Consider the following 13,502-nt stretch of genomic DNA (forward strand, 5'->3'; position numbering starts at 1 on the left):
GGTTACCAAGCCTGCGTTGACTTAAATGTATCAATAGCTGCTTTAAACGCCGCTTCTCGGTCGTCATTCCAACCGCCGTCTGCAGCAATTTCAGCCATCAGCGCACCATGCTCAGCATGCATATAAGCCAATAGTGCAGTTTCGAGGTCGCCGATCTTATCGACCGGAACATCACTCAGCTGATTCTCGTTGGCGGCGTATAAAAGAACCCCCATCTCAGCAATTGAAAGTGGCGCATATTGCTTTTGCTTCATCAACTCAGTTACGCGCTCACCGTGATCAAGCTGAGCTTTAGTCGCGTCGTCTAGGTCTGATGCGAATTGAGAAAACGCCGCTAGCTCACGATACTGGGCAAGTGCGGTTCGAATACCACCCGACAACTTCTTCACAATCTTTGATTGGGCAGCACCACCAACTCGAGATACCGAAATACCCGCGTTCATTGCCGGACGTACACCGGCGTTAAACATATCAGCTTCCAGAAAGATCTGACCGTCGGTAATAGAGATCACGTTTGTCGGTACGAATGCCGAGACGTCACCCGCTTGAGTCTCAATAACAGGCAAAGCGGTTAACGACCCGGTCTTACCCTTTACCGCCCCGTTAGTGAACTTTTCTACATAATCCGCATTCACCCTGGCAGCACGCTCAAGTAGACGCGAGTGCAAATAAAAGACGTCACCAGGATAAGCCTCTCGACCCGGTGGGCGACGCAAAAGTAGGGAGATTTGACGGTAAGCCACAGCCTGCTTCGACAGGTCATCATAAATAATGAGGGCATCTTCACCGCGGTCCCTGTAGTACTCACCCATCGTGCAGCCCGCAAACGGCGCCAAGAACTGCATCGCAGCTGGATCGGATGCGTTAGCCGCAACAACAATGGTGTGGTCCATTGCGCCGTGCTCTTCTAACTTTCGAACAACCGCGGCTACTGAGGAGGCTTTTTGTCCCACCGCAACGTAAACGCACTTAATTCCTGTTCCTTTTTGGTTGATGATGGCGTCGACCGCAATAGCAGTTTTACCCACCTGTCGATCACCAATAATCAACTCACGCTGACCTCGGCCAATTGGCACCATGGCGTCGATAGCTTTCAAACCAATTTGTACCGGCTGGTCAACTGACTGACGGGCAATTACACCGGGTGCGATCTTTTCGATGGCGTCAGTTTCATCTGTCTCGATGCTCCCGCGACCGTCAATAGGATTACCCAGCGCGTCTACAACACGGCCTTGGAGAGCCGGGCCCACAGGGACCTCTAAAATTCGACCCGTACAACGACAAGTCTGCCCTTCTGCGAGCTGCTTGTAGTCACCCAGAATAACCGCACCCACGGAGTCCCGCTCCAAGTTCAGTGCTAAGCCAAAAATACCGCCTTGGAACTCGATCATCTCTCCGTACTGCACCTCATTGAGGCCATGAATACGGATAATGCCATCGGTTACCGAGACAATCGTACCTTCGTTGGTTGCTTGCGATGTGACATCGAGCTGATCAATCCGTTGCCGAATGATATCGCTGATTTCCGAAGGGTTAAGTTGTTGCATGACCTATTCCTCTGTCAGGGTGTCAACGTGCCGGCGAGTTTATTTAGACGGCCGCGAACCGAGCCATCGATAACTACATCACCGGCCCGAATGACAGCTCCGCCCAACAAGGCCGAGTCTGTCTCTGAAGTAATAGAAACCGTGCGCTCAAAATGTCGCGACATGGCCTCTGAAATCTCGTTGAGTGCTTCATCATCCACCGCAAAAGCAGAGGTAACCAACACATCAACTGACGCTTCCTGCGCCGCTTTTAACTCGGTAAATAGCGCAGCCGTTTCTTCAATCAAATCTAGACGACCGTTAGCCGCCATAATTCCCAAGAAACCACTGACCTCTTTGCTTAACGCATCGCCCAGCACAGCGGCGAGAACGTCGACGCGTTGCTGTGATGTTTTTCCAGGATCACCTAGTACCGCGCGCACTTCTGGCTCCAAGCTAACCGCAGCGGCAACGCTCAAAGCTTCTACCCATGCGTCAAGCGTTCCAGCTTGGCGACTAAACTCGAACGCTGCTCGTGCGTAAGGTCTCGCCAGGGTTCTTGGTTCAATCATAACTAGTGATCCGCCGTCAGGCTTTTCAAGAGCTCAGCGTGCTTGGCAGCATCAATTTCGCTACCCAACACTTTTTCAGCACCCGCTAGGGCTAAGCTGCTGACTTGACTCATCAACTGCTCTTGCGCTCGAGCACGCTCCTGCTCCACCTCAGCTGCAGCTGCAGCTTTCACGCGATCGGCCTCTGCTACGGCAGCTACCTTTGCTTCATCAATTAAAGCCGCGGCTCGTTTGTTAGCAGCGTCAATAATTACCGCCGCCTCGCGCTTAGCGTTAGCCATTTCTTCTGTGACTCGCTTGTGCGCCAGCTCGAGGTCGTGGCTGGCTCGATCTGCAGCAGCTAAACCATCGGCAATCTTCTGTTGACGCTCTGCCATGGCGGACACGATAGGTGGCCAGACAAAACGCATACAGAACGCCACGAAAGCCACGAAGGCAATCAGTTGGCCGAAAAGCGTTAAGTTAATGTTCACGATGTGCTCCTGTTGTCACCGAGGGATCCGGCACCTTCCGTGCCGGCAAACGCGTGGGACGACTAATTAAGCCGCAACAACAAAGATTAGGTACATCGCTATTCCCACACCGATAATGGGGATCGCGTCGACCAGGCCCGCACCTAAGAAGAACGTACCCTGTAGCTTAGGTGCCAGTTCTGGCTGTCGTGCTGAACCCTCAATGAGCTTGCCGCCCAAAATACCTACGCCGATAGCGGCGCCCATTCCGCCCAAACCCATCATAATGGCAGCGGCAACATATATCATTTCCATGATTCTCTCCTATTAGGTGTAGCTTTACTTGGTTAAAAAAATTATTTAATGATCTTCGTGAGCCATGCTCAAATACACAATGGTCAACACCATAAAAATGAAGGCCTGCAAAGTAATCACTAGGATGTGAAATATCGCCCAACCAACTTGCAGCAGCGCAGCCGGCAGAACCCACATCACGCCAGCGCCGAATAATGCAGCGATTAATATAAAGATCATCTCCCCTGCATACATATTGCCAAATAACCGAAGCCCCAAGGAAAAAGGCTTAGCCAGCAGCCCGACAACTTCCATGAAAAGGTTGACGGGAATAAACAGCGGGTGATTAAAGGGGTTCAAGCTCAGCTCTTTGACAAAGCCAAATCCTTTGACCTTAATCGAGTAGAACAACATAAGTATGAATACACCGACTGCCATGCCCATAGTGATGTTGGGATCGGTCGATGGCACAATTTTTTGATACTCAATGCCAGCAAGCTTGAGGCCTTCAGGCACCAAGTCGACTGGAAGAAGATCCATCAAGTTCATCAGGAAAACCCAGACAAAAATCGTGAGCGCCAAAGGAGCGATCAGGGGGTTACGGCCGTGAAAGGTATCTTTAACCGTGTTGTCGACAAACTCGACAACCATTTCTACGAAATTAATGAGTCCTGAAGGCGTGTCTGCTGATGCTTTTTTTGCGACAGACCTAAACAGCCAACAGAAAAGAATGCCTAGGCCGACGGACCAAATCATTGAGTCAACGTGTACAGCGTTGAAACCCATAGCGGTAATTTCTTGCCCGCCATGTGCCATCGTCCACAACCCCATATCAGAAACCACCGTACCATCGTCCCGCACATAACCCGCCGGCAACTTGCCATACGTTAGGTTTGTTAGGTGGTGGACGATGTACTCAGATACCGTCTGTTCGTGTCCGTTAGCTGCCATGTTTGACCGTTTCGTGTCCTTTAGTGTCGACTTTCGCCGCTATTGAGACGTTGCGCCATCCCAGTAGCAATAGGTAAAGCCATTAATACCGTCGCCGCTCCTATAAAAACAGCGAAGGCATGAATACTTGGTTTCAGCACGAATAAAAGTGCAAAACCTAAACCGCACAGTGAAAATTTCACCAATGCCACTGCAGTGGCGTATTGAGCCCCTTGTGTTGATGCCACTCTATGTGCCAACCAACCACTGGGGATCAGGATTATCGCTCCACCCATAAAAGCAGCCTGCGCTGCCTCAAAGCCTTCGGTCAACCCAAAGCCCACTGTGCAAACTGCTAAGCAAAGTGTGCTGTACAACAGGGCCGATTTCAGTTGTTGGCGAACCGGCGCCATAGGATCTTGAGGCCTATATTTGTTCAAGACACACCTTGCCCTCAGGCGACGCGGGCGCAAGTCTAGTCTAAAGGCCTATAGCCTTCAACTTGTTGTTACTTAATGAATCCTTCCGAGGATGCCATCGAGCTGATCAAAGGACGAATAACTTATGACCAATTTACCCTGCTGCCCTTTACCTTGGGTAATCGTCACTGAAGAGCCGAGCCGGCCTGACAGCTCTTGCTCCAACCGAAGTACGTCCGGGTTCGTTGCTGAGCTCTGCTCCGCGGGTTTTGCCGCGGGCGCTTGTACAGACTTCACCAGGCTTTCGGTTTGTCGAACAGACAGCCCACCCTTAGCCACTTTTTTCGCAGCCTTAATTTGATCCGCACCCTCTAAGGCCAATAACACCTTGCCGTGACCCGTATTGAGATCGCCCGCCTCAAGCATGGTTCGGACAACGGGCTCTAGTACCAGCAACCTTAATAAATTTGCTATCACCGACCTTGATTTACCCACGCGCTCTGCCACCTGTTGCTGGCTTAATGCAAACTCGGTCTGCAGTCGACGCAAGGCTTGAGCCTCTTCAATGGCGTTTAAATTTTCGCGCTGAATATTTTCGATAAGCGCCATAGCAATCGTGGCCTCATCGCTCACATCTCTGATAAGGGCTGGAATCTTGTCTATGCCTGCTAGTTGACTCGCGCGCCATCGCCGTTCACCGGCAATAATCTCCCACTGAGTGTCAGATATCGCTCGAGCAACAATGGGCTGGAGCACACCTTGAGATCGAATACTTTCAGCTAACTCCTCCAACGAGTCGCTATCAAAATCCTGTCTTGGTTGATACTTGCCGGGTCGAAGCTTCTCTAGGGGTAAAAACTGTAAACCTGAATTGCCAATATCTAATGAGCCATCCGGCGTGCCAACCAAATGATTCTTTGAACCTTGTACGGCGGCCGATGGCTTAACCGCGCCCAGTAAGACATCGAGATCTTTACCTAATTTCCCGCGTTTTGTTTTTTTGTTCAAAGGTTGCTCCACACGCTATTTTTTGACAATACCAACACTGGGGGTTACGCAGCTGTCGGTTTTTGTCGTTTCACAAACTCTCCGGCAAGTGCCGCATAAGCGCGAGCACCAGAGGAATAACGATCGTAATGTAGCGCTGGCAACCCATGGCTTGGAGCCTCTGCTAGCCGGACGTTTCGTGGAATGACCGTACGATAAACCAAATCACCAAAGTGTTTGTGTAATTGCGAGGACACTTCACCTGTTAACGAGTTTCTAGGATCATACATTGTTCGTAAAATCCCCTCGATCTCTAGGTCTGGATTAACCGTATCCGCGATTCGACGAATCGTGTTGAGCAGTGCAGATAGACCCTCAAGAGCAAAATATTCACACTGCATTGTAATAATGACCGATTGGGCGGCGACAAAGGCATTGACCGTCAACATGCTTAACGATGGCGGGCAATCAATAAGAACTAAATCGAACCCCTCCGCATTGAGCAACGCCTCAGTGAGACGCCGCTCTCTGTTTTGGACATTTAAAAGCTCCACTTCCGCGGCCGTTAGATTTCTATTAGCGGGCACCAACCAAAAACCATTGGCAGCAGCGGGCACCACAACCTCGTTTATCGGGCGTTGATCTACCAATAGATCGTAGGCAGTTGCTTCAGCTTCGTGTTTATCAACCCCCGACGACATCGTGGCGTTGCCCTGTGGATCAAGGTCAATGAGCAGTACTCGCCTACCCATGGCCGCTAAACTAGCCGCAAGATTTACGCTGGTAGTGGTCTTGCCGACACCGCCTTTTTGGTTGGCTACCGCTACGACTTTCATATGTGCACCTTATGATCCAAACCACTTAACTGCGAATAGCGAGCTCAACAACATACCTTGTCTCTTCGAGGCCGGGAACTTTGATTTCTTTTAAAGCAATGAGCTCCGCTACGTCAGCAATCTCCTCAAGCTCTGTATGCACAGATGCCGACTTCATTGCAAGGATACGCCCCTGTTTTGATAACAGGTGACGACAGGACTTCACCATCAAGCCCAAGCTTGCAAAGGCTCTGCTGACAACACAATCATACCCCTGTTCAACCTGGAAGTTTTCTACTCGCGTTTCTTTAATCTCAATGTTGGTCAGATGCAGCTGACTTTTTACCTGAAACAGGAAACGTGTTTTTTTGCCATTGGCATCTAGCAGGTGGAAGTTTTGACCCGGCAAAGCAATGGCCAGAGGAATACCGGGTAAACCCGGGCCGGTTCCTACATCAAGCACCGTTGCTGTGGGAATTAATGAAGCGATGGCTAAGCTATCAGATAGATGCCGAGTCACCATAGCAATAGGGTCGCGAACGGCGGTTAAATTGTAGGCACGATTCCAACGACACATCAGCTCGATATAAGTCACGAGGTCAGCTTGTTGGTCTAGGGATAACACAAGATCAAGTTGAGCCAGCTCGCGCCCGAGTTGCAGCGCTATGGCATCACGCATTAGAGGCTTTTTTCATCCCATCCTTACGTTTGATGTAAACCAGCAACAGCGATAACGCCGCAGGAGTGACCCCAGAAATACGACCTGCTCTAGCGATGGTTGACGGTCTGGCAGACGTTAACTTTTGTTGAATTTCGTTAGATAGTCCTCTGACATTTGCGAAGTCAATATCATCAGGAATAACAACCGATTCTTGTCGGTGCAGCTTGGCAATGTCTTCTGCTTGACGATCAATGTATCCAGCGTACTTAATCTGAGTGGCCACTTGATCTGCAGCATGCTCGGTTGACACACAAGGCTCTCCGGACAGCGCTGCAACATCGTTATATTCAAGCTCTGGCCGCCGCAATAAGTCAGCTAGTGAGTACTCACGTACGAGCGGCTTCATTATTTTTCCCTCCAATTGTTCTGCCTGAGCAGAACCCGGTTGGATGTACGTGGTCTCTAAACGCTGTAATTCTTCTTCGATGGACGCTTTTCGATTTGTAAAGGTGGCCCACTGGTCATCGGAAATGAGACCTAAATCCCGTCCGGTCTCGGTTAACCTTAAATCAGCATTATCCTCCCTGAGCAGCAACCGGTATTCGGCACGTGACGTAAACATTCGGTAAGGCTCCTGAGTGCCCAGGGTGACCAAATCATCAACCAACACGCCTAAATACGCCTCGTCGCGCCCGGGCTCCCAAGCCGGTTGTGCCACTGCCTGTCTGGCAGCATTGATACCAGCGAGCAACCCTTGAGCTGCAGCTTCCTCGTATCCCGTCGTACCGTTAATCTGGCCAGCAAAGAATAGACCTTCGATTTCACGAGTTTCTAAGGAATGCTTCAAATCCCGAGGATCAAAATAATCATATTCAATAGCATATCCCGCACGAGTAATGTGCGCTGATTCCATTCCCTTGATTGATCGAACAAGGCTGACCTGCACATCAAAAGGTAAACTTGTGGAAATACCATTAGGGTACAGCTCAGTCGTCGTTAACCCCTCTGGCTCTAAAAAAATCTGATGAGAATCTTTATCCGCAAAGCGGTGGATTTTATCTTCAATACTTGGGCAGTAACGCGGCCCGTTGCCTTCAATAACCCCCGAAAATAATGGCGACCTATCGAGGCCCTGCCGAATTATCTCGTGCGTTTGAACGTTAGTTTCAGTCATCCAACAACACACTTGTTGTGGGTGCTGACGTCGATCGCCATACAGCGCCATAACAGGCCGGGGCTCGTCACCCCACTGCTCTTGCATTACTGAGAAATTGACAGTTCTTGAGTCGATTCGTGGTGGGGTACCTGTTTTTAAACGACCCACCCGAGGGCACAGCTCTCGCAAACGATCTGCAAGACCGATTGAAGCAGCGTCTCCCGCACGACCACCTTCTTGCCGAGACATTCCAGTATGCAACTGCCCCCGCAAAAAAGTTCCTGCGGTTAGAACAACCGTGCGCCCTTTAAAATTGAGCCCATTACGGGTGACTGCCCCTGAAATCCGCTGACCGTCCAGCATTAAATCTTCGACTGAATCCTGAAAAACATCGAGATTGGGCTGATTAAGAAGCATTTCTCTAATAAAGTTTCGATAGAGCACGCGATCTGATTGCGCACGGGTAGCGCGAACCGCAGGCCCTTTTCGACGATTTAATACTCTGAACTGGATACCAGAATAATCGGCGGCCCTTGCCATAACACCACCCAGGGCATCGACTTCCCTCACTAGATGACTCTTACCAATGCCACCGATAGCTGGGTTGCAAGACATTTGTCCTAGCGTGTCAATGGCTTGTGTTAACAACAATGTCTTAGCACCCGCGCGTGCTGCCGCAAGAGCAGCCTCAGTACCTGCGTGTCCGCCACCCACCACAATGACGTCATATTGTTGGATTGAACCTGTCACAGCGCGTTGCCTTGTCTTTCACAGATCGCGGAGTATAGAACTCCAGACCTCTGAGGAAAATGGTTGTTATACCAATATTTCTCAAGCTATTAGAAGCCAACCGGACCTGCAAACGCAAAGGCAGTTACTCACAATTAGAACCTTAATTACTTAACTATAAATAAGGATATTAAGAGAGTTAGTTACTTTAATACTGTTATTATTAGAGGACTGATTATCTGTGGGAAAACGCTAAATTTGGCGTAGATACTGACGATAACGAAGGTATAAGTCGTCGGGAAACCCTCAGTGATCGGCGGTATAGCCAGTGCAGCAATGGTGGATAACAATGCTCAGGTTCAGTGTATGATTTATCAAGTAAAGCATCCACAGGCGAGCCAATCGGTTGTCCACAACGCGTGCCCTTTACGGTGAGTTGTTAGTTTAAGTTTATCGTTTTGGCCTTTCAAAGTGATAAAAGCTTTGAACTTCCTGAGGATATGTTTTGGAAAAGCTGTGTTGAGGCATTCTGAGGGATTGATTTGCCATGATCTAATACAGGCAATCGTTGAGTTTATTTACCGATGCAAAAACTCGAAAAAATTTCACCAAGAAGCTCGTCACTTGTTAACAGGCCTGTAATGGCTCCTAAAGTGTCCTGAATTTTTCGCAAGTCTTCGGCAAGAAGCTCTCCGGCACGGTTCGTAAGAAACCGGTCTTTAGCAGCTTCAAGGGAAGAAAAACCCTCGTCTAGCGCGCGCAGATGTCTTTCACGGGCACTAAAACGATTTTCGGTGTTTTTGTTGATGCCAAGCTCATCGAGAATTCGTTGCTTGAGTTCGCCGATTCCCTGACCGGTGTGTACTGATAGAGCCATTGCCGTTGACCCATTTATGTCGAAGGGTCCTGGAGTGCGATCGGTTAGGTCAATCTTATTCAGCACCCGTATCGCCCCTGCGTTCCTTTTGGGAGTGGGGTTAGGCGCACTGTCGTCGATTATTTCTAGCAGTATGTCGGCGTGCTTAATGGCGGCTTCGGCCCGTTTTACCCCTTCGATTTCAACGGGGTCGTCAGTTGTCCGTAAACCGGCTGTATCAACAAGTTCAAAAGGTACGCCCTCAATGACAACGGTACGCTTTAAAAGATCCCGGGTTGTGCCCGGAATATTAGTCACTATGGCGATATCCTCTCCCGACAAAGCGTTGAGCAGGCTACTTTTACCGACGTTTGGCTCTCCCGATAAGACAAGTGTTGCGCCGCTTTGTAGGATGGCGCCTTCTCGCGCTTGATTGATGAGAGTGCTGAGCCGTTCCAAAATAGCGTCTATTTTCGTATCAACATTACCTTCCGAAATAAAATCGATTTCCTCCTCGGGAAAATCAAGGGCCGCTTCTACAAATACGCGCAGGCTTGTGATATCTCCTATGATTTTGTGAATAGAGTCAGAGAAAACTCCGCTGATACTGGCCTGGGCTTGCTGAGCTGCTATGGCTGAATCGGCAGCGATCAAATCAGCGATGGCTTCCGCTTGTATCAGGTCGATACGACCATTAAGAAAGGCTCTTTCAGAAAATTCACCAGGGTTTGCGTGGCGGGCGCCCAGTTCTAGGCACCGTTGCAATACGAGATTCAGTACGACAGGACCACCGTGGCCCTGCAGTTCTACACAATCTTCACCGGTGAATGATTTTGGCCCGTTAAACCCAATAACAAGGCCATCATCAATAACATCGCCTTGGGCATTAAAAAATTTGGAGTAATGGGCAAAACGGTTGTTTATACCTTCACGCTGCGTGATGCATAACGCTATTTCTACAGCTTTTGATCCAGACAGTCGCACAACCCCGACACCGCCTTGACCAGCAGCGGTTGCAACGGCAGCGATTGTCTCTACGTGAATCACGCTATGGGGTGTAGTTTATACGCTGGCTTATCAGCTTGTTTCTCGCTCAATTTGCCGTGTTATGTAATATTGCTGGGCCATTGATAGCAGGTTATTCACTACCCAGTACAAAACGAGGCCAGCAGGGAACCAAAGGAAAAAGAAAGTAAACACCACGGGAAGCCACTGCATAAGCTTAGCCTGCATGGGATCCGGTGGTGGTGGATTAAGCTTCTGCATGAAGAACATGGACGCGCCCATCATTAAAGGCAATACGAAGTAGGGGTCCATGACCGCTAGGTCTTTAATCCATAAAGCGAAGGGGGCTTGGCGCAGCTCAACAGACTCCATTAGAACCCAATACAGCGCAATGAAGACGGGCATTTGCACAAGGATAGGAAGACAGCCGCCCATCGGATTAATTTTTTCTTTCTTGTACAGCTCCATCATTGCCTGTGATTGTTTTTGCTTATCGGTGGCATATTGCTCTCTAATCGCCAACATCTTGGGCTGCGCTTTTCGCATCTTTGCCATCGAGCGATAGCTAGCCGCAGACAATTTGAAGAATGCGGATTTTATGAGCACGGTCAGCAGAATAATGGCAATGCCCCAGTTAATAACAACAGATTGTATTTGGGTGAGCAGCCAAAATAGCGGCTTACCGATCCACCAAAGCCAGCCATAATCAACGACTAATTCAAGGTGTGGTGCCAATTCAGCTAGTGCGTATTGGTCTTTAGGGCCCGCATAGAATTGTGTTGTCCAATTATTGGTTTGTCCGGGGCCAACCCTTAAGGGCTCACTGGTAAACCCTGCGATATTAAATCCGTCACGCGTTTTTCTTGTGGAGTAGGTATGGGTGTTATCGGCGTTTGGCACCAAAGCAGCCGTGAAGTAATGTTGCAACATGGCAATCCAGCCGCCGGCTTGTTGCGTCTTCCAAGGATCGTCTGCGATATCTGAAAAGGTAAATTTCTCATAGCGGCTGTCAGGTGTTGTTGTTGCTGCGCCCAAGAAAGGTTGCATTCCAAAACCGCTGGTATCTGCATTTGGCGCTGGGGAATTATCGCGTTTTAGCTGTGCAAAAGGGATGGACTGCCAAGCCGCATCACTGTTGTTCACGATATGGTAGCTGACGTCGATGGTGTAACTGCTCGGAGTAACGGTGAAGTGTTTTTCCACCGTTACGTTAGGCGCTGTGTCTCTTGCCGTTAAAACAATCGTTTTTGGGGCGCTGGTTGTTCTGTAGGATCGTTCATTAACGTCGTAAATGGCCCTGCCGTTTGTATCGGTACCATCGGGTCCAATTAAGCCCGATTGCATTATGTAAGTTCGCTGTGCGCTTTGCTCAAGCAGTACCAGGGGTGTATCGGGGTCTTCAATACGCTCGGGAAACTTTAGAAGGCCGGTCTCAATGATGTCACCGCCTTGCAAGTCCACCACGATCTCCAGTACATCACTGGTGATGACAACAATATTTCTAGCATTAGCAGTTGAAGAAGCGGCGTTTTCCTGAGCTGACAGGCTAGGTAGAACTGTGGGTACGTCATCTGACTCTATGGTTGGATCGGTGGTCGTTGGCGTATCTCCGGCATCTATTGGTGACTGCTGAGGTGCGGGTACTTCCCGTTCAAACGTGTCTGCAAGTCGAAATCGCTCTTCTTGCGTGCTAACGACACGCTGGTCTTTAAAAGTAGCCCATTCGCTCAATAACATAAAAGAAAGAGCGGCCGACGCGGCGATGAGTAAATAACGTTGTATGTCCATGATTTCTTCTGGGTTAGTTCATGATGGCAGCGTGTAATAGCTGGTGGGGCTTAATTTTCATTTTAATCAATTGGCACCGGATCATACCCGCCTTCGCACCATGGATGACAGCGGCTTAATCTTCGAAGACCTAACCAGCTGCCCTTGAGTATGCCGTAGCGTGCTATGGCTTCTTCCGTGTAGTGAGAGCAAGTTGGCTCAAATCGGCATGCCCGCCCTATCCACGGGCTGAGTATAAGTCGGTAGAGATGTATGAATTTGATGGCGGTGTACTGCAGCCCTTCGCCCAGCTTTTTAAAAAGGTTCAGCTTCATCGGTTGTTGCTCCGTTGTTGCGGAGCATCAATTTTTTGCCATAACGTTGAGAGAAGCGTTCTTAGTTCTGCGTTGCTGAGGTCTGCTAAGTTTTTTTTGGCGAGGAAAACAACATCGCGAGGATTTGCAGAGGAATGGCACCGAAAAAACTCTCGGGTGATGCGCTTTACCCGGTTTCGTTGTACGGCAAGGCGCACATGCTTCTTAGCAACGACCATTCCCAGTCTCGAGTGTGTAGCATTGGGAACTGACAATAAAAGGGCGTGCTTCGACCCCGCCCGTAAATCGCAGTTATCGAAAACGGCCTTGTAATCAGCGGCACACAAAAGGCGCACTGCATGTGGAAAGCTCTGGGTATCCTCGTTCATTGAGGCGGCAGCCGTATGATCAGCCGCGCCGGAGGCGCAGAATTAACAGGCTAGTTTTTTGCGTCCGCGGGCGCGACGTCGAGCGATGACCTGTCGACCGCTTTTAGTTGCCATCCTAGAACGGAAGCCGTGGGTGCGTTTGCGTTTGAGGACGCTGGGTTGGAATGTGCGCTTCATGGCTATTTGCCTGAGTCGGTAGTTGAAAGGGCGCGGAGTATACTTTGGCGCAAGCAGAGGGGCAAGCCTCAATAAAATGTTGTTTGCGCCTACTAAACATTGAAAAAAAACTTATTGTATTTGGGTGTAAGCACTAACCAACCCCGCTGGGTATGTTGGCGCGCGTTATTTCTAGTGCAGCGGACGGCTTTGGCTGTTGTTGTGTCGCAAGAAAACAAGGTTGATAACAGGTTACACACAGGCAATGGGTTCTCTGTGGGTTGCTTTTTTTTATGGGACAGGATAGACAAAATTCCGCGCATAAGTCGCTGATTAATAACAACAAAATATAGTTTGATTGGTGTGTTTTTTTGTGGATAACTAGCAGCTTAGATCTTGGTTAAGCCGCAATAATCGGATCAGCGGGCCGCTATACAGTCATTTTGGTTAAATACCGGTGGGGATAAGGCTATG

The 13,502-nt window shown here is 49.5% G+C and carries 15 protein-coding genes; all 15 read right to left on the reverse strand.

Annotation, left to right across the window (positions count from 1 at the left end):
* Positions 1-2: 2 nt before the first annotated feature.
* A complete protein-coding gene (gene atpA, locus ACMAY6_RS15510) occupies positions 3-1,547 on the reverse strand; it encodes a F0F1 ATP synthase subunit alpha (RefSeq protein ID WP_435213310.1) in 1,545 nt (514 codons plus the stop codon).
* Between the two features lie 14 nt (positions 1,548-1,561).
* Positions 1,562-2,098 carry a F0F1 ATP synthase subunit delta gene (locus ACMAY6_RS15515; RefSeq protein ID WP_435213312.1) on the reverse strand — a complete coding sequence of 179 codons (537 nt, stop codon included), beginning with the start codon at positions 2,096-2,098 and terminating at the stop codon, positions 1,562-1,564.
* Positions 2,099-2,100: 2 nt separating this feature from the next.
* Positions 2,101-2,571, reverse strand: coding sequence for a F0F1 ATP synthase subunit B (locus ACMAY6_RS15520; RefSeq protein WP_435213314.1), 471 nt, complete (start codon positions 2,569-2,571; stop codon positions 2,101-2,103).
* A 66-nt stretch (positions 2,572-2,637) separates the two neighbouring features.
* Positions 2,638-2,865, reverse strand: a complete 228-nt coding sequence (atpE, locus tag ACMAY6_RS15525) for a F0F1 ATP synthase subunit C (protein ID WP_435213315.1) — start codon at positions 2,863-2,865, stop codon at positions 2,638-2,640.
* A 45-nt stretch (positions 2,866-2,910) separates the two neighbouring features.
* Positions 2,911-3,795, reverse strand: a complete 885-nt coding sequence (gene atpB / locus ACMAY6_RS15530; protein ID WP_435213317.1) for a F0F1 ATP synthase subunit A — start codon at positions 3,793-3,795, stop codon at positions 2,911-2,913.
* Positions 3,796-3,815: 20 nt separating this feature from the next.
* Positions 3,816-4,214 (reverse strand): ATP synthase subunit I, encoded by a 399-nt coding sequence (locus tag ACMAY6_RS15535; protein WP_435213319.1) that lies wholly within the window; start codon positions 4,212-4,214, stop codon positions 3,816-3,818.
* Positions 4,215-4,286: 72 nt separating this feature from the next.
* Positions 4,287-5,201, reverse strand: coding sequence for a ParB/RepB/Spo0J family partition protein (locus tag ACMAY6_RS15540; protein WP_435213321.1), 915 nt, complete (start codon positions 5,199-5,201; stop codon positions 4,287-4,289).
* A gap of 44 nt (positions 5,202-5,245) precedes the next feature.
* A complete protein-coding gene (locus tag ACMAY6_RS15545) occupies positions 5,246-6,016 on the reverse strand; it encodes a ParA family protein (RefSeq protein WP_435213323.1) in 771 nt (256 codons plus the stop codon).
* A gap of 25 nt (positions 6,017-6,041) precedes the next feature.
* Positions 6,042-6,674 carry a 16S rRNA (guanine(527)-N(7))-methyltransferase RsmG gene (rsmG, locus tag ACMAY6_RS15550; protein ID WP_435213325.1) on the reverse strand — a complete coding sequence of 211 codons (633 nt, stop codon included), beginning with the start codon at positions 6,672-6,674 and terminating at the stop codon, positions 6,042-6,044.
* Positions 6,667-8,562 (reverse strand): tRNA uridine-5-carboxymethylaminomethyl(34) synthesis enzyme MnmG, encoded by a 1,896-nt coding sequence (gene mnmG, locus ACMAY6_RS15555; RefSeq protein WP_435213327.1) that lies wholly within the window; start codon positions 8,560-8,562, stop codon positions 6,667-6,669. The genes rsmG and mnmG overlap by 8 nt, the downstream gene beginning before the upstream one ends.
* 553 nt (positions 8,563-9,115) lie before the next feature.
* Positions 9,116-10,444 (reverse strand): tRNA uridine-5-carboxymethylaminomethyl(34) synthesis GTPase MnmE, encoded by a 1,329-nt coding sequence (mnmE, locus tag ACMAY6_RS15560; protein ID WP_435213329.1) that lies wholly within the window; start codon positions 10,442-10,444, stop codon positions 9,116-9,118.
* 30 nt (positions 10,445-10,474) lie between these two features.
* The gene (gene yidC / locus ACMAY6_RS15565) at positions 10,475-12,190 is read right to left on the reverse strand and encodes a membrane protein insertase YidC (protein WP_435213331.1); all 1,716 of its coding nucleotides are present in this window, start codon (positions 12,188-12,190) and stop codon (positions 10,475-10,477) included.
* A 62-nt stretch (positions 12,191-12,252) separates the two neighbouring features.
* Complete coding sequence (gene yidD / locus ACMAY6_RS15570) at positions 12,253-12,504, reverse strand: membrane protein insertion efficiency factor YidD (protein ID WP_435213333.1); 252 nt, start codon at positions 12,502-12,504, stop codon at positions 12,253-12,255.
* Positions 12,501-12,872, reverse strand: a complete 372-nt coding sequence (gene rnpA / locus ACMAY6_RS15575; RefSeq protein ID WP_435213335.1) for a ribonuclease P protein component — start codon at positions 12,870-12,872, stop codon at positions 12,501-12,503. Before rnpA ends, yidD begins: the two co-directional genes overlap by 4 nt.
* A gap of 42 nt (positions 12,873-12,914) precedes the next feature.
* Positions 12,915-13,049: a 50S ribosomal protein L34 gene (gene rpmH / locus ACMAY6_RS15580; RefSeq protein ID WP_007234180.1), complete on the reverse strand. Its 135-nt coding sequence runs from the start codon at positions 13,047-13,049 to the stop codon at positions 12,915-12,917.
* Positions 13,050-13,502: the final 453 nt, after the last annotated feature.

Source organism: Luminiphilus sp. nBUS_16 (assembly GCF_051201645.1).
Taxonomy (GTDB): Bacteria; Pseudomonadota; Gammaproteobacteria; order Pseudomonadales; family Halieaceae; genus Luminiphilus.